The 16,420-nt window shown below is 71.2% G+C and carries 15 protein-coding genes; 7 read left to right on the forward strand and 8 right to left on the reverse strand.

Features of this window, described 5'->3' with window-relative positions:
* Window positions 1–123: 123 nt before the first annotated feature.
* From ACIBHY_RS14995 to ACIBHY_RS15010, 4 genes are read left to right on the forward strand one after another with little or no spacing between them, the layout of a single operon-like run.
* On the forward strand, window positions 124–810 hold the full coding sequence (locus tag ACIBHY_RS14995) for an ABC transporter ATP-binding protein (protein ID WP_397243081.1): 687 nt from the start codon (window positions 124–126) through the stop codon (window positions 808–810).
* Complete coding sequence (locus tag ACIBHY_RS15000) at window positions 807–1,505, forward strand: ABC transporter permease (RefSeq protein WP_397306925.1); 699 nt, start codon at window positions 807–809, stop codon at window positions 1,503–1,505. Before ACIBHY_RS14995 ends, ACIBHY_RS15000 begins: the two co-directional genes overlap by 4 nt.
* A complete protein-coding gene (locus ACIBHY_RS15005) occupies window positions 1,502–2,581 on the forward strand; it encodes a sensor histidine kinase (protein WP_397243077.1) in 1,080 nt (359 codons plus the stop codon). The genes ACIBHY_RS15000 and ACIBHY_RS15005 overlap by 4 nt, the downstream gene beginning before the upstream one ends.
* Entirely contained in the window at window positions 2,557–3,183 is a 627-nt protein-coding gene (locus ACIBHY_RS15010; protein WP_397306926.1) for a response regulator, read from the forward strand. Before ACIBHY_RS15005 ends, ACIBHY_RS15010 begins: the two co-directional genes overlap by 25 nt.
* A gap of 133 nt (window positions 3,184–3,316) precedes the next feature.
* On the opposite strand, the gene ACIBHY_RS15015 is transcribed toward ACIBHY_RS15010, so the two are convergent.
* Window positions 3,317–4,669 (reverse strand): hypothetical protein, encoded by a 1,353-nt coding sequence (locus ACIBHY_RS15015; RefSeq protein WP_397243073.1) that lies wholly within the window; start codon window positions 4,667–4,669, stop codon window positions 3,317–3,319.
* 193 nt (window positions 4,670–4,862) lie between these two features.
* Between ACIBHY_RS15015 and ACIBHY_RS15020 the strand changes: the two genes are divergently transcribed.
* A complete protein-coding gene (locus ACIBHY_RS15020) occupies window positions 4,863–7,082 on the forward strand; it encodes a thiamine pyrophosphate-dependent enzyme (RefSeq protein ID WP_397306927.1) in 2,220 nt (739 codons plus the stop codon).
* A gap of 1 nt (window position 7,083) precedes the next feature.
* On the opposite strand, the gene ACIBHY_RS15025 is transcribed toward ACIBHY_RS15020, so the two are convergent.
* From ACIBHY_RS15025 to ACIBHY_RS15040, 4 genes are all read right to left on the reverse strand, one after another.
* Window positions 7,084–8,745 (reverse strand): LLM class flavin-dependent oxidoreductase, encoded by a 1,662-nt coding sequence (locus ACIBHY_RS15025; protein WP_397306928.1) that lies wholly within the window; start codon window positions 8,743–8,745, stop codon window positions 7,084–7,086.
* A gap of 49 nt (window positions 8,746–8,794) precedes the next feature.
* Window positions 8,795–9,508 (reverse strand): maleylpyruvate isomerase family mycothiol-dependent enzyme, encoded by a 714-nt coding sequence (locus tag ACIBHY_RS15030; protein ID WP_397306929.1) that lies wholly within the window; start codon window positions 9,506–9,508, stop codon window positions 8,795–8,797.
* Between the two features lie 45 nt (window positions 9,509–9,553).
* On the reverse strand, window positions 9,554–10,675 hold the full coding sequence (locus ACIBHY_RS15035) for a magnesium and cobalt transport protein CorA (RefSeq protein WP_397097308.1): 1,122 nt from the start codon (window positions 10,673–10,675) through the stop codon (window positions 9,554–9,556).
* A gap of 155 nt (window positions 10,676–10,830) precedes the next feature.
* On the reverse strand, window positions 10,831–11,715 hold the full coding sequence (locus ACIBHY_RS15040; RefSeq protein WP_397306931.1) for an amidohydrolase family protein: 885 nt from the start codon (window positions 11,713–11,715) through the stop codon (window positions 10,831–10,833).
* 34 nt (window positions 11,716–11,749) lie between these two features.
* On the opposite strand from ACIBHY_RS15040, the gene ACIBHY_RS15045 reads away from it, so the two are divergent.
* Both ACIBHY_RS15045 and ACIBHY_RS15050 read left to right on the forward strand, forming a co-directional pair.
* Window positions 11,750–12,448 carry a M50 family metallopeptidase gene (locus ACIBHY_RS15045; protein WP_397243061.1) on the forward strand — a complete coding sequence of 233 codons (699 nt, stop codon included), beginning with the start codon at window positions 11,750–11,752 and terminating at the stop codon, window positions 12,446–12,448.
* Window positions 12,449–12,500: 52 nt separating this feature from the next.
* Window positions 12,501–14,246: a protein kinase gene (locus ACIBHY_RS15050; RefSeq protein WP_397243059.1), complete on the forward strand. Its 1,746-nt coding sequence runs from the start codon at window positions 12,501–12,503 to the stop codon at window positions 14,244–14,246.
* On the opposite strand, the gene ACIBHY_RS15055 is transcribed toward ACIBHY_RS15050, so the two are convergent.
* The 3 genes from ACIBHY_RS15055 to ACIBHY_RS15065 all read right to left on the reverse strand — a co-directional run bounded on the left by ACIBHY_RS15055 (window position 14,233) and on the right by ACIBHY_RS15065 (window position 16,344).
* Entirely contained in the window at window positions 14,233–14,454 is a 222-nt protein-coding gene (locus ACIBHY_RS15055) for a helix-turn-helix domain-containing protein (protein WP_397243057.1), read from the reverse strand. The genes ACIBHY_RS15050 and ACIBHY_RS15055 overlap by 14 nt on opposite strands.
* A gap of 129 nt (window positions 14,455–14,583) precedes the next feature.
* On the reverse strand, window positions 14,584–15,306 hold the full coding sequence (locus ACIBHY_RS15060; protein WP_397097313.1) for a GntR family transcriptional regulator: 723 nt from the start codon (window positions 15,304–15,306) through the stop codon (window positions 14,584–14,586).
* Between the two features lie 63 nt (window positions 15,307–15,369).
* Entirely contained in the window at window positions 15,370–16,344 is a 975-nt protein-coding gene (locus ACIBHY_RS15065; RefSeq protein WP_397306932.1) for an LLM class flavin-dependent oxidoreductase, read from the reverse strand.
* Between the last annotated feature and the right edge of the window lie 76 nt (window positions 16,345–16,420).

The following is a 16,420-nucleotide window of genomic DNA, read 5'->3' on the forward strand; positions in this document are numbered from 1 at the left end:
ACCGATTCCCTGATGTCCCGGGCTCGATGGTGGGCCCGGGGCGCCGGGGGTCCTCCGAATGGGGGATACCGGGTGGCGGGGTGGGGGATGCCGGGGGGCGCGAGCGGGCGCGAGCATCGCCGTATGACAGCGATAACAGTGCGCGACCTGCGCAAGGCCTACGGCGGCGTGGTGGCCGTGGACGGGGTGTCGTTCGAGGTCGCGCGGGGTGAGACGTTCGGCGTCATCGGGCGCAACGGGGCCGGGAAGACGACCACGGTCGAGTGCCTGGTCGGGCTGCGCAGGCAGGATGCGGGCAGCGTCCGGGTCCTCGGGATCGATCCGGCGCGGCGGCGGGAGCTGGCCAGGAAGGTCGGGGTGCAGCTGCAGGACAGCGCGCTGCCCGACCGGATCAAGGTGGGTGAGGCGCTCAGGCTGTTCGCCTCGTTCTACGCGCGGCCGGCCGACCCCAGGAAGATCATGGGCACCTGGGGGCTGGAGAAGCTCAGGAATCGCGCCTTCAGCGACCTTTCCGGAGGGCAGCGGCAACGGCTGCTGCTCGCGCTGGCCCTGGTGGGCGATCCCGAGCTGGTGGTGCTGGACGAGCTGACCACGGCCCTGGACCCGGTGGCCAGGCGCGAGACGTGGGAGCTGGTCAGGGGCCTCAAGGCGGCGGGCACCACGATCGTGCTGGTCAGCCACTTCATGGACGAGGCGGAAGAGCTGTGCGACCGGGTGGCGGTCTTCCGCGACGGGCGGATCGCGGCGGTCGGGAGCCCGGCCGAGCTCATGGCCCAGGCGGGCACGGCGTCGCTGGAGGGTGTGCTGTGAGGGCTTTCGTCCAGTTGTCGCTCAACGAGCTGAGGCTGCTGGCCCGCGATCCCGGCAGCCTGTTCTTCATGGTCGCCTTCCCGCTCATGCTGCTGGTGCTCAACAGCGGCAACAAGCGGCTGGAGATCTTCCTGCCCAGCTACATGGCGATGATCCTGGCGATCGGCGGCATCGCGGCGCTGCCGGGGATCGTGGCCACCTACCGGGAGCGCAAGGTGCTGCGGCGGCTGGCGGTCACGCCCATCTCGCCGGTCATGCTGCTGGGGGCGCAGGTCGCGGCCCAGATGGTGATGGGGCTGGCCGGGTCGCTGGTGGTGGTCGGGGCGGGCATGGCGGTCTTCGGGGTGGCGCCGCCGGCGCACCCGCTGCCGCTGGTGCTGGCGTTCGCGCTGAGCGCGCTGATGACCTGCGCGATCGGGTTCGTGATCGCGGCGGTGGCGCCCCGGGCGCGGACGGCGGATCTGCTCGGGCTCACGGTCATGTTCCCGATGATCTTCCTGGCCGGGGCGGCGATCCCGCGCGAGGGCCTGCCGGAGACCCTGCGGACGGTCGGGGACTATCTGCCGCTCACCCAGGCGGTGACGGCGATGCGGGAGGGCTGGTTCGGCACTCCGGCCGCGCCGCCGTTGCTGCTGCTCACGGGGATAATCATCGTATGTACGGCGATAGCCGCGTTCACGTTCAGGTGGGAATGAGCCGCTGGCTCCACGCTTTCCACCTTCTCTTCTACGCCTGCCTGACGTTCCCCACGGCCGTGGTCGCGCTCATGGGGACCGGTGGCGGCCGGCCGCTCACGCTGGGGCTGGCCGCGGCCATGGGGGTCTACTACTGGCTCTTCGTGGTCCGCAGGAGCGAGGACCTGGAACGCCTCAACCCCATGGCCTGGCACTTCCTGGTCCTGCTCTGCCTGCTCTTCCTTCTGCTCCGCCGCGAGCCGGTCTTCGAGCTGGTCCAGTTCGGCATGTGCCCGCTGCCGTACGTGCTGCTGCCCGGCCGGTGGGGCTATGCAGGAGCGGTGACGCTGGTGGTGACCACGTTCGTGGCGAGCGGCCGGGTGACCGAGCTGGCGGTGAACCCGGGCGTGCTGGGCGGCCTGCTCGCCAACGCCGGGCTGGTCACGATCATGGGCCTGTTCGCCCACCACCTGGTCAAGGCCGGCGAGGTCGGGGTGCTGCGGGAGCGGGCCCGCCTGGCCAGGGAGATCCACGACACGCTGGCACAGGGGCTCAGCGGGATCATCACCCAGCTGGAGGCCGCGGAGCAGGCGATCGACGATCTGCCGGCCGTACGGAATCGCATCGCCGTCGCCAAGCGGCTGGCTCGCGAGAACCTCGGCGAGGCGCGGCGCTCGGTGGACGCGCTGCGGCCCGAGCCCCTGAACCGGGCCAGGATCGACCTCGCCCTCGGGGACGTGGCGGCGCGCTGGTCGTCGGCGAGCGGAGTTCCTGCCACGGTGGCGGTGGACGGGCCGCGCCGCCCGCTGGAGCCGGACGTGGAGGCGACGCTGCTGCGCGCCGCGCAGGAAGGACTGGCCAACGCCGCCAAGCACGCGGGGGCGCGGCGGGTGGCCATCACGTTGTCGTACATGGAGGACGAAGTGACGCTGGACGTGCTGGACGACGGCGCCGGATTCGACGCGGACGCGGCGCCGGGCGGCGGTTACGGGCTGGCGGCGATGCGCGAGCGCGCGGCCGCGGTCGGCGGCACGGTGACGGTGGAGTCGGCGCCGGGAGAGGGGACGGCGCTGTGCGTGAGCATCCCGTCCGCCTGATGATCGTCGACGACCATCCGGTGGTGCGGGACGGCCTGCGCGGCATGTTCGACGGCCTGCCCGACATCACGGTGGTCGCCGCCGCGGCCGACGGCCGTGAGGCGCTCGCGCTGGCCAGGAGCACCGAGCCGGACGTCGTGCTCATGGACCTGCGGATGCCGAACCTGGACGGCGTCGGCGCGATCCGCCGCCTGCACGCGGCGCATCCCGCGATGAAGGTGATCGTGCTGACCACCTACGACACCGACGGCCACGTCGGCCGCGCGCTGGCCGAGGGCGTGGCGGGCTACCTGCTGAAGGACACGCCGCGCGAGGAACTGCACCATGCGGTACGCACGGCCGCCGCGGGCGGCAGGGTGCTGTCACCGGCGATCGCCGGGCATCTGATGGCCGGTAAGAGCCGGCAGCCGAAGGACCCGAGCCCGCGCGAGCTGGAGGTGCTGCGCCTGATCGCCAAGGGCGCGGGCAACAAGGAGGTCGCCAGGACGCTGCTGATCAGCGAGACGACGGTGAAGACGCATCTCAAGCACGTCTTCGCCAAGCTCGGCGTGGAGACGCGGGCGGCGGCGGTGGTCGCCGCGATGGAACGCGGCCTCCTGTAGAACCCCCGGACGAGGCCTCCTCTGAAGCCTCCGAACGCGGGGCCTGTCAACGCGGCCTTCTCCGGAGCCTCTGGAGGAATGCGGAGGGCGCGGGCCCCTGGATCGGAGGCCCGCGCCCGGGTCGTGCCGGCGGTTACCGCTTGACGCGCACGTAGTCGCTACCGCTGGTGTCGCCGTAGGCGTCCGAGTCGCCCTGGAAGACGAATCTCCAGGTGCCCGACTTCGAGGCCTTCACCTTGGTGTAGATGTTGCCACTGCTGTTGGACCAGGTGGCCTTGTAGTAGTACCACTTGCTGGAGCCCTTGGGCTTGAAGTACAGCCGGATCTTGGCTCGGTGGCCGTCCCAGCCGTCGTCGAGGATCTGCAGCTTGCCCTTGAACTTCAGGTACTTGCCGCGCTTGACGGGCTCGGGGTAGGCGTTGAACTTGATCAGCCTGCTGTCGGCCTTCTCCGGCGGCGGAGGCGGCGTGTGCCGCTCCACGCGGACCCAGTCGGCGTCGCTGGCCGAGCCCTGGATGCCGGAGGAGCCGCCGTACACGGCCCGCCACCAACCGGAGGTGTAGGCCCTGGCGTCGGCCCAGAAGCGGCCGTTGCGGCCGGTCACGTCGCTGGTCACGTGCTCCCAGCGCGAGGATCCGTGGGCCTTGAACTGGATGGCCACCCGCTGGCCGGGCAGACCTTCCCAGCCCTCGACCTGCAGGTTGCCGCTGAGCGCGAGCCGGTCGCCCTTGTCCACGGGCTCGGGCGAGGCGTCGAAGCCGATGATCCGGGTGGGCCGGTCGGCGGCCTTGACGTCCACGCGGTCGGTGTCGCTGACCGAGCCCCTGGCGGAGCCGGTCTTGTCGAACTCGGCCCGCCACCAGCCGGTGGCCTCGGCCTTGACGCCGGTGGAGAACCAGCCGGAGCGGCTGGTGCCGGTCTTGGTGATGTGGCGGTAGGCGTCGGTCCCCTTCTCGCGGAAGGTGATCGTGACCTGCTGCCCGCCGTACCCCTTGCCCTCGGCGAGGAGACGGCCGGAGACCTTGATCGTCGAGCCCTTCGCCACCAGGTCGGGGCTGGCGTCGAAGTCGACGATCTTGGTGTCGAGGGCCTTCTTGACCTCGAACGAGCCGCGCGAGGAGCTCTCGCCGTCGCCGTGGGCGATGGCGAGGATGTTCCAGCGTCCGGCGCTCTTGGCGTCGAAGGACTTGGTGCCGGTCCACTTGGTCCATTCGCCGTGCGGCGCGGACTTGAGGTCGACCGGGGTGGGAACGCTGACGTCACCGGGCGCGCGGAGCTGGAGTTCAGCCTTGCCCGCGCCCTTCGTGGTGAAGCTGAACGTCGCCGTGACCGAGTCGTCGAACACGACGACCGGCGACGGGCTGACGTCCACGTCGGAAATGCTGGGGGCCTTCGCCCCGGCCGATGCCGTCGCCGGCGAGGCCAGAGCGATCGCTCCGGCTCCCATCGCGAGCGCGACGGCCACAGCGCGGATGCGTTGCGACATGCGGGTTTCCGTCCCTTCTGGAGTCCGCAAGTGGTCAACGCGGCATTGAGGGTGCCACGTGTTTCTCTCTAGTAGACGTTTAGGACGGGCAAAAGGTTCGTAAAGCTGACACGCCGTAACGAAACTGAGTCAGTTACACCGGTCCAGAACATGTCACCTCCCGACGAGGCGTCTGGGGGGCATAATCGGGCTTGTGGCGCGCGACACAGTTGAGACTCACTTCCTCGAAGCCGTAGCCGACCTCAAGATGGGCACCCCTCGTGACCCGTCAAGACCGGTCCGCGAGGGCAGCACGCTCAGCGGCCGGCTCTGTCTCGACCTGTACCGCCGCCAGCTCGACAGCCGGCTGCTCGACATCGCGGCCCGCTGGCTGCGCGAGCAGGACCAGGGCTTCTACACGATCGGCTCGGCCGGGCACGAGGGCAACGCCGCGGTGGCCGCGGCGCTGCGCGTCGACGACCCCGCGCTGCTGCACTACCGCTCCGGCGCGTTCTACCTCACGCGCTCGGCCCTGGCCGGGCGGCTGCCCGAGCAGGGCATCCGCGACGTGCTCCTGGGCCTGACCGCCGCCGCGGAGGAGCCGATCGCCGGCGGCAGGCACAAGGTGTTCGGGCACCCCGAGCTCGCGGTCATCCCGCAGACCTCGACCATCGCCAGCCATCTGCCCAGGGCCGTGGGCGTGGCCTTCGCCATCGAGCGGGCCCGCGCGCTCGACGTTCCCGCCGCGTGGGCCGGAGACGCGATCGCGGTGTGCAGCTTCGGCGACGCCTCCATCAACCACGCCACCGCGCAGTCCGGCTTCAACACCGCCGCCTACGCCACCTACCAGGGCCAGGCGGTGCCGATCGTGTTCGTCTGCGAGGACAACGGCATCGGCATCAGCGTCCGTACGCCCAAGGGCTGGGTCGAGGCGGCGGCGAACCGGCCGGGCATCGAGTACTTCGCCGCCGACGGCTGCGACCTGGCCGCCGCCTACGACGCGGCCGCGCAGGCGGTGGCGCACGTGCGGGCCAACCGCTCCCCCGCCTTCCTGCACCTGTCGACGGTGCGGCTGATGGGCCACGCCGGTTCCGACGTCGAGGTCGCGTACCGCACCCAGCGCGAGATCCGCGCCGACATGGAGCGCGACCCGCTGCTGCGCAGCGCCGCGATGCTGGTCGAGGCGGGCCTCGCCACCCCCGACGAACTACTCAAGTCGTACGAGTCCACGCGCGAGCACGTGCTGCGCATGGCGCTGGAGACCACGCGCAGCCCGCGGCTGTCCACGGCCGAGGAGGTCATGGCGCCCATCGCCCCGCGCAGCGAGGACGTGATCGCCAAGATCAGCCCGGTGGCGGCCGAGCCGTCGGTGCGCGAGAAGGCCTTCGCCGGCGCGCTGCCCGAGAACGACAAGGCGATGACGCTGTCGCAGGCGATCAACAGGACGCTGTCGGACGCGCTGGCCGTCTACCCCGAGATGATGGTCTTCGGCGAGGACGTCGCCAAGAAGGGTGGCGTCTACGGCGTCACCCGCGGCCTGCAGAAGCGCTTCGGCGCCGCCCGCGTCTTCGACACCCTCCTCGACGAGCAGGCCATCCTCGGCCTCGCGCTCGGCTCCGGCGTCGCCAAGCTGCTTCCGGTGCCCGAGATCCAGTACCTGGCCTATCTGCACAACGCGCTCGACCAGATCCGCGGCGAGGCCGCCACGCTCTCCTTCTTCTCCCGCGGCGCCTTCACCAACCCGATGGTCGTCCGCGTGGCCGGCTACGCCTACCAGAAGGGCTTCGGCGGCCACTTCCACAACGACAACGCCATCGGCGCGCTGCGCGACATCCCCGGCCTGGTCATCGCCTCGCCCTCGCGGCCCGACGACGCCTCGGCGATGCTGCGCACGTGCCTGGCGGCGGCCCGTACCCAGGGCGCGGTCTGCGTCTTCCTGGAGCCGATCGCGCTCTACCACACGCGCGACCTGTTCGACGAGGGCGACGGCGGCTGGCTGGCCTCGTACGCGCCGCCGACCCGCTGGGCCGACACGCACGTGCCGATCGGGCGGGCCCGCTCCTACGGCGACGGCCGCGACCTGACCATCGTCACCTACGGCAACGGCCTGCGGATGAGCCTTCGGGCCGCGGTCCGCCTGACCCAGGAGGGCTACAGCTGCCGGGTGCTGGATCTGCGGTGGTTGTCGCCGCTGCCGGTCGAGGACCTGGTGCGGGCGGCGGAGCTGACCGGCAAGGTGCTGATCGCCGACGAGACGCGCCGCTCGGGCAGCGTCTCGGAGGGTGTCGTGGCCGAGCTGGTCGACGCCGGGTTCACCGGGCAGATCGCGCGGGTGACGTCCTCCGACAGCTTCATCCCGCTCGGCGAGGCGGCCGGCCACGTGCTGCTGTCGGAGGAGGAGATCGAGGCGGCCGCCCGCAAGCTGCTCAGCTAGGTCAATACGGTGACGGCCCGCCGAACATCTCGGCCACCCGCGAGGCCAGCGTGACGTCGCCCTCGACCCGCAGTCGCCCGGACATCAGCAGGTCGGCCGGGTTGACCGTGCCGGCGAGGACGCGCAACAGGTCGGCGGCGGGCATCGCCAGCACGAGCGCCGGATCGGCGGCGCGGCCCTGTGCCATCCTGGCCCGCTCGCCGCGCACGGTGATCGTCCAGGTGGCCGCCGGTTCGAGCCGGAACTCCAGCGTCCCCTGGAACCCGCCGGCCTTGGCCGGGTCGAAGGAGCGCGCCATCAGCCGGAACAGCAGCCGCTGTTGCCCCGGCCCGAACCACCGCTCCAGTTCCCGGTCCTCGCGCCCGCCGACGAAGCGCGCCAGCAGCCCCTGCCCGCCGCGCCGCGCCGCCTTGCGCGCCGCCCGCAGCCGCTCCCCCGGCCCGGCCGGCGCCCGCCGCCCGATCCGCGCGACCTCGGCGTCCTCCTCGATCCGGTACGGCCGCGCCATCACCCTGACCGGAGCCCGCCTGGCCAGCGCCGCTCCGACGGCGGGCGCCAGCCGTTCCGCCTTGGCCCGTTCCCGTTCCTCGCGCCCGTCGGTGAAGACCGGCAGGACCTTCTTGCCGAACAGCTCCAGGCTCTCGCAGATGTGCTCGTGCCGGTTCGGCCCCGCCTGCAGTACGAAGATCATCTGATCGACGCCGGCGTCCTCGTAGCGGCGGACCAGCTCGACGAGCTGCCGTGGGCTGCCGAGCGCCCCGGCCAGCGGATCGTCGCCGCGCGCTCCGAGCGGGGGCCGCCGGGCGGTGAAGTCGTCCCAGATGGAGCCCCGGCCCGGTTCGTGCCTGGACGGCCCGTAGTAGTGCGCGAGCGCGTAGGCGAAGAACCCGGCGCCGAGCGCGCCGCGCCGCCTGGCCTCCTCCGGGTCCTCGTGGCACATCATCGGCAGCACGACCGCGAGGTTGGCGTTGACCGCGAACCCGGCGGGCACGCACTCCTCGGAGGCCAGCAGCCGGTAGTAGTCGCGCGACCAGGTGGCCGCGTCCTCGGGGTGCACGAACGCGAACGACAGCGCGCCGATCCCGTTGCGCGCGGCCAGCCGGATCGTCTCGCGCCGCGAGCAGGCCACCCAGATCGGCGGGTGCGGCTTCTGCACGGGTTTGGGGATCACGTTGCGCGGCGGCATGCGGAGGTGGGGCGAGTTCCACCCGGCGAACGGCTCTTCGGCGAACATGCGGGTGACGCAGTCGAGCGCGTCCTGCCACATCTCGCGCTTGAGCTCGCGCGCCACCCCGAACCCGCCGAGCTCCGCGGCGGAGCTGGACTCGCCGGTGCCGAAGTCCACGCGCCCGCCGGAGACCAGGTCCAGGGTGGCCACCCGCTCGGCCACCCTGGCGGGGTGGTTCACCTGCTGCGGGAGCTGGATGATGCCGTGGCCCAGGCGGATGTTCGTGGTGCGCTGGGAGGCGGCGGCCAGGAACACCTCCGGCGCCGCCGAGTGGGAGTACTCCTCCAGGAAGTGGTGCTCGACCTCCCAGGCGTAGTCGAAGCCGACCCGGTCCGCGAGCTCGATCTGGTCCAGGGCGTCGTTGTAGAGCCGCTGCTCGCTGTCCGGTTTCCAGGGCCGAGGCAGCTGGTGCTCGTAGAAGATTCCGAACCGCATTCTCGGACGGTAAGTGCGTTCTGACATCCTGTCCAGATCCGGACAGGGGTCACAGCCACGGCCCGATCGACGGCGCGCCGGGCTCCGGCGCCGGGCCGCGTCCGGTCAGCCACGCCGCCAGCCGCGCGGCGCTCCCGCGCACCAGCGCGACCCGCTCGACCAGGTCGCCCTCGTCCGGCCGGCCGCCGGGGTGGACGCGCCAGGTGCGCGCCCGGTCGAGCGGGACCGGCAGCAGCGCCGGGCCTTGGGGACGGTTCTCCATGGCCGCGGTGACGTCGCTGAGCAGCGCGTCGACCATGCCGTCGGGGAAGTCGTCGAAGGACCCTCCTGCGCCGAGGTCCACGGCGTGGATCCACAGCTCGCGCGCCCGCATCCAGGGGACGTCGGAGGCGGGCACGATCTTGCCCTGCGCGGTGCGGACCTTCGTGTTCCACTGCAGGTCCGACAGGCCCGCCAGGTCCTCGCGCAGCTCCCGGTCGCAGTCGGCCGACAGGGCCGCCAGCTCCGGCGCGGGGATGCGGGCCGTCTCCTCGATCTCCGCGTCGCGGGCCTCCCGGCTCGGGTACATCGCCCGCTCCTCGCCGGTCCTGGCCCAGTGGACCAGGCGGGACAGCGCCCGCGCGTTGCAGGCCACGTGCGCCACCACATGGCGGCGCCGCCATCCCGGCAGCTGCGAGGCCCCGTCCAGTCCCGCCTCGACGGCCGCGTCCACCTTGCGGGCGAAGTACTGGCCGCCCGCCTCCATCCACCCGAACTCACTCATGGGCACCACGCTAGGACCACGCACCCCGCGCGGTCCGGCAGACCCCTACAGCCAGTCGCGTCTCTTGAAGACGATGTACAGGATCAGGCACACCCCGCCCATCAGCACGACGGCGAACGGATAGCCCAGCGTCCAGTGGGTTTCCGGCATGAAGTCGAAGTTCATGCCGTAGATCGTGCCGACCAGCGTCGGGGCGAAGAGAATGGCCGCCCACGCGGAGATCTTCTTGACCTCCTCGCCCTGCCGGATGCTGGCCTCGGTCATCTTGGCCATCTCGGCGTTCTGGGCCTGCGTGACCAGGGTCGAGTTGATCACCAGGATGTCCTGGAGCATCTGGCGGAAGGCCGCCACGCGCTCCGTCACCGTGATCGCGTGGTCGGCGACGTCGCGCAGGTAGCTCTGGAGCTCCTCGTTCACGCCGTACTTGGTGGCGCCGGCGATGAAGCCGTCGATCATCTTCAACAGGGGCGCGGTCGCCCGCTGGAACTCGATGACCTCGCCGCTCAGCTCGTAGACGCGGCGCGAGACCGCCGGGTCGCCGCTGAACACCTGGCCCTCGATCTCCTCCAGGTCCTTCTGCAGCCCGGCCACGACCGGGGCGTAGCCGTCCACGACGGCGTCGAGGATGGCGTACAGCACCGCCTGGGGGCCCTGGCGCAGGAGGTCGGGGTCGGATTCCATGCGTTTGCGCACGGCCTGGAGGTCGGGGGCCTCGGCGTGCCGTACCGTGATCACGAAGTTGGGGCCGACGAAGACGTGCAGTTCGCCGAAGGCGACCTCCTCCACGTCGTCGAGGTAGCGCGCGGCGCGCAGCACGACGAAGAGCGTGTCGCCGTAGCGGTCGGCCTTGGGGCGCTGGGAGCCGACGATGGCGTCCTCGAGGGCCAGTTCGTGGAGCTGGAACTCCTCGCCCAGCTTGACCAGTTCCCACTCCTTCGGGCGGTACAGGCCGATCCAGGCCATGGTGCCCGGCATCTCCTTGAGCCGTTCGAAGGCGTCGGCCAGCGAGCCGGGGTTGTCGATGCGCTCGCCGTACTGGTAGATGGCGTTGTCGATCACGGTCGGGCGGTAGGGGGCTTCCTCCTCCACGGCCCGGGGATCCATGGAGTGCTCCGGCGCCTGCTCGCGGATGCGACTGCTCTGCAGGAAGCCCTTCATGCGTGCCATGCGCTCACTCCTCTACGACACCTCGTCGAGACTCGTCGTGGTGCCGCACGATGAGCCCATCCGGATCGCCCAAGTTGACGTCCGGATGGTAGCAACGCTCCATGACCGCGAGGTTGCCGCGGACCAGCGCCTCGTGCCGATCGTTCACCCCTCCATCAGATCATGTCCGACCCGTTGTGCCAGCACACGGCCCTGACCCATTCGTCCCCGAGGCCGAGCCGGTCGAGCGCGTGCAACTGGTGCGCGTACGCATAGGGAATGTTCGGGAAATCGCTACCCAGCACCACCTTCCCCGCCCGGCCGAGTTCACGCAGCACGGGGCGGAGCGCGGCGGGGAAGGGCATGCCGAGCTCGGCGAAGTCGGTGAAGGCCATCGTGGTGTCGAGCGCCACCCGTTCGTAGCGCTCCGCCAGGTCGAAGAACGGCTCGTACTCGGGCATGCCGAGGTGGGCGATGACCAGGCGCAGGCGCGGATGTCTTTTCAGGAGGCCGGCGATGGGGTCTGGGCCCACGCGGCCGCCGGGCACGGGGACGGAACTGGCGTGGACGACGACCGGGAGCCCGGCGTCGGCCAGCAGGCCCCAGACGTCGTCCAGCTCGGGCAGGCGGGGGTCGAAGTCGCCCACCTGGAGGTGGATCTTGAAGATGCGGGCGCCGGCGTCGACGGCCTGCCGTACATAGGAAAGAGCGCCCGGCTCGGGGTAGAAGGTCGCGGAGGGGACGCACTCCGGGGTACGGCGGGCGAAGCCGAGCGTCCAGGCGTTGAGGTCCCGGGCCATGCCGGGTTTGTGGGCGTAGGCCAGGGCGGAGAAGCGGGTGACGCCCATCTCGCGCAGGCGGGCCAGGCGCTGCTCCACGGGCCACTGGTAGGTGACCTTCCAGCCGTCGCCGAGCAGCGGGCCGCCGTGGTTGAAGTGGTGCCAGACGCGGCGCTCCATCCGTTCGGGCAGGAAGTGCACGTGCAGGTCGATCAGGCCGGGCAGCCCGCGCGCCGCCCGCCAGGCGGGAACCTCGGAATCAGAATGAAGTTCTGTGACCACGGCGGTGACTTTACCCGGATAGGGTCTCTACTCGATGGACAAGTTCCTGGCACAGCTCGTGGAGGTCCAGCCCGCCCCCGAGCCATGGGTGATCGTGGTGTCGGCGGTGTTCGCCTTCGCGGTCGTCTCCTACACCACCTCCTGGCACCTCACGCGAGGGCTCGTCACGATCGCCCACGAGGGCGGGCACGCGCTGATGGCCCTGCTCACGCGGCGCAAGCTGGAGGGCATCCGGCTGCACTCCGACACCTCCGGCGTGACCCTGACCAGGGGCAAGCCCACCGGGCCCGGCATGGTGCTGACCGCGCTGGCGGGGTACGTCGCGCCGTCGCTGCTGGGGCTGGCGGGCGCGTGGCTGACCGACCAGGGGCGCATCACGCTGCTGATCTGGGTCGTCCTGCTGTTCCTGGTCTGCATGCTGCTGCTGATCCGCAACCTCTACGGCGCGCTCATCCTGCTCGCGACCGGGGGCGCGATCTTCGCCCTGTCCATGTACGCGCCGGACGACGTCCAGCAGATCGTGGCCTACGTGGCGGTGTGGTTCCTGCTGTTCGGCGGCGTCCGCCCGATCATGGAGCTGCAGCGCAAACGACGTCGCAGGCAGGCCGGCAACTCCGACGCCGACCAGCTCGCCAGGCTCACGGTGCTGCCCGGCGGCTTCTACGTCTTCTTCTTCCTGCTGGTCGCGGGTGCCTCGATGTTCGGCGGCGCGTACCTGATGTCGCCCTTCTGACGCCCACACCCGGGCAAATCGCTAAACTCGCCCCTGACAGGGGGGAAGCACTGTGCAGCACGTCGAGGACGCCCCCGGCTATCGAGTGCTCGATCAGGCCGGTCAGGGCGGATTCGCCATCGTCTACCGGGCCTACCAGGAGCGTCTCGACCGGGTCGTGGCGCTGAAAGTGCTGTCCGTTGACCGGGTCGACGGCAAGACGATGCGCAGGTTCCAGCGCGAGCTCCAGCTCACCGGCCGCCTCACCGGCCACCCCAACGTGGTGACCGTCTTCGACACCGGCACCACGCGGTCCGGCAAGCCGTACATCGCGATGGACTTCTTCGAGAACGGCTCCCTGCGCGACCGCATCCGCAACAACGGGCCGCTCCCCCTGCAGGAGGTGCTGCGCTCGGGAGTCAAGCTCGCCGGGGCGCTGGCCGCCGTCCACGAGGCCGGGGTTCTGCACGGCGACATCAAACCGCAGAACATCCTCATCTCCCGGTACGGCGAGCCCGCCATCGCCGACTTCGGGGTCGCCCGCGTCATCGACACCGCCGAGGTGTCCGCCTCGACCCACGCGTTCACCCCGCTGCACGCCGCGCCCGAGGTCCTGAGCGGCCACCAGCACACCGCCGCCACCGACATCTACTCGCTCGGCTCCACCCTCTACCACCTGCTGGCCGGCCAGCCCGCCTTCCACAGCCCGACCGACCCGTCGATCGCGCCGCTGATGTACCGCGTCCTGAGCAGCGACCCGCCGCCCATCGACCGCGCCGACGTGCCCGCCGTGGTCTTCTCCACGGTCCTGCGCGCGATGGCCAAGGACCCTCAGCAGCGGTACGGCACGGCCCGCGAGTTCGCCGAGCGGCTGCGGCAGATCCAGGCGGAGCTCGGGCTGCCGGTCACCGACCTGCTCGGCGCCGACCCCGGCCCTTCCCCGGCGCCGCGGCCCGACGTTTCGTCCGGCCCGCAGACCCACCCGGCCACGTACCCGGCGACCGCCCCGGCCGACCTGAACGGCCCCGGCCAGGCCCCCGCGTACCCGCCCGCCAGTCCCAGCCCTTGGGCGCCGGGCTCCACCTATCCGGCGACCGGCTCCGTTGCCCCGGTCAGCCCGTGGGCCCCTCAGGCCGGCCCGGCCCCCTCCGGGACCCGCCCCGAAACCCGGCCCGCCACCGGTCAGGCCACGAGCCCATGGGCGCCTCAGGGCGAGCTGCCCCTGAACGCCCAGGCCCCCCTGCCTCAGCAGCATGAGGGAGGCGGCCCGGGGGCGCCCGGTGGCCGGCGGAGGAAGGACGGCGGTTCCTCCGGGCGCGGCAAGATCGTGATCGGGGTGACCGTGGCGGCGGTGGCCCTGGCCGGTACCGGAGTGGCCGTCTACCTGTCGCAGCGCCCGACCGGCACGGTGCCCACGGCCGGCCGTACGCAGCTGAAGCAGCCGAGCAAGCCCACCGTCGACCGCGAGTCCATCGACGCGCTCCGGCCGCGCGTGCTCAAGGTGGGGAGAGACCTGGGCGTGTCGGTCACGCTGACCTGGCGCCTGCCCGGCGGCGCGCGCGAGTACCCGATCGTGGTTCAGCGCGAACCTTCCGACGACGAGCCCCTCATCCCGCTGCCCGCCGGCACGACGTCCACCCGCGTGACCGGCCTCACCAAGGGCGTCGGCTACTGCTTCCTGGTCGGCGTACCCCTGCAGTTCTCGCAGAAGACCAGCGTCGCCTGGTCCAAGCCGACGTGCATCCGCGGCGCCCGGCCGGGCGGCCTCCAGCCCAACGACGCCGCCGCACCCAACGCCGCCGCGTCTACCTCGGAGTGAGCCGCCGTCCCAGCGTTCCCAGCCGGTAGCCCTCTCCCGGCTCGGCCTCCACCAGGCCTTCGCGGCACATCGTGGTGCACAGCGCGTGCACCGTGCTGCGCGGGATTCCGGTACGGCCGGCGAGTTCGCGCACCGACAACGGGCGCTGGGTGCCGGCCAGCGTGCGCAGGACACACGCGGCTTTCGAGACCGACTGAACGTGGGACATGGCCCACCCTGCCCACCGCCACCCGCCCCGATCAACCCCGGGTCCCGCGACACGGAACCTGGACGTACCTGGAGTTCCTACGCGCCGGCCCTGGTGGATCGGCCGCGCGGCCCTCTACCGCGCCGCGGCCTATTTGGCCTGGCGGCGGCGGGGTTTGGCGGGGGCCGCGGTCTCCGCCTCCTCCGACAGCACCTCGATGATGCGGCGGGAGACGATCTCCAGGTGCTCGTGCAGGTGGGCCACGGCGGCGTCGACGTCGCCGCGGGCCGCCAGGGTGGCGAGGTGGCGGTGACCGCCCTGGTCGTGGCCGACGCGCAGGCCGAGGAGGTAGCGGCCGACGGAGTTGCGCAGGTCCTCGATGATGCCGACGGCGACGGGGTTCTCGCCCGCGTCGTACAGCTCCCGGTAGAAGGCGGCCCGTTCCTCGGCCAGCGAGCTGCTGACGTGGGGCTCGTCGAGGGCGGTGCCGAGCTCGCGCAGCCGGGCCGCCCTGGCGGAGGTCATCCTGGCGATGGACTTGCGCAGGGCGTGCGACTCCAGCAGGACGCGCAGCTCGTAGATCTCGCGGACCTGCTCGACGGTGAGGGTACGCACCACGGCGCCGCGGTGGGGGTGGAAGGAGACCAGCCCCTCGGACTCCAGTTGCATGAGCGCGGTGCGCACCGGGATGCGCGAGACGCCGAGTCGCTCGGCGAGCTCTTCCTGGCGCAGGTGCTCGCCGGGTGCCAGCACGCCGGTGATGATGCACTCGCGGATGACGTCGTAGGCCATCTGTCCGACCGTTTTGTATCCAGCGGACATACGGCCGACGACATCGTCGAACGAGGGCTTGGTCGCGGTCTCCACGCTCACGCCTCTCCCGGGGATCCGGTTATCGGATCCAATCCAAGCACAGGTGTCCCGCCATGCGGGACACTACCGGAGTCTGGGCAGTACCTCGGTCCCGAGCAGGTCGATCACCTCGAACCAGCGCGGGAAGGAGAAGCGGAAGTCGAAGACGAGGTGCTCCACCCCGGAGGCCTCGAACTTCTTCACCTCGTCCACGATCTCCCCCGGATCGCCGACGATGAGCTGGCCTTCGAGGTCCTCGACCGTCTCGAACCGGCCCGAGGACGGCCTGACCGCGAACTTGGCCTTGTTCGCCCAGGCCAGCAGGCCCGGGACGTTGACGTCGCGCAGCGCCTCCTCCCTGGTCGCGGCGACGGAGGTGGGCGGGATGACGGCCACGGTCGGCAGTTTCCTGCCGTTCTCCTCGCAGATCTCGCGCATGTTCTCGACGCGGCGGCGGATGGTGGCCAGCGAGATGCGGCCGGGCATCCAGCCGTCGGCCCACTCGGCGGCCAGGCGGGCGCTGCGGGGGGTGGCGCCGCAGTACCAGAAGGGGACGGGGCCGCCGACGGGCTTGGGCTCGATGCTGACGCCGGTGAAGGTGAAGTTGTCGTCGGAGTAGCTGACGTCGTTCTCGACGGCGACCTTGCGCAGGATCTCGGCGTTGGAGCGGACCAGCGAGACGCGGTCCCTGTCGCCCCAGCCGATCGCGTCGAACTCGTGCTGGAAGGTGCCCGCCCCGAACCCCAGGATGAGCCGGTCGCCGACGAGCTGGGTCATGGTGCCGAGCTGCAGCGCGGTGGTCAGCGGGTGGCGGAAGGGGATCAGCGAGCCGGTGCCGAGCTGGATGCGCGAGGTCACCGCCCCGATGGCGGTCAACGTGGTGAGCGCGTCGTAGAACTCCCGGTTGGGCGACTCCATCTCGCCGTGCGGCTCGAAGACCAGGTGATCACGCACCCAGACGGAGTCGAACCCCAGTTCCTCCGCCCGCTGCGAGCCACGGAGCAACCGGTCACGGGAGGCGAACTCACCAAAGTGGGGGAGCAAGAGGCCGAATTTCACGACAAATCTCCTTAAATCCATGAGGTACGGCTACCGCCCCCGCTCTCCCGGCCCCTCAACCCTCCGAGCACCGGAA

Origin of the sequence: Nonomuraea sp. NPDC050547 (assembly GCF_044457345.1) — a bacterium.
GTDB lineage: Bacteria > Actinomycetota > Actinomycetes > Streptosporangiales > Streptosporangiaceae > Nonomuraea.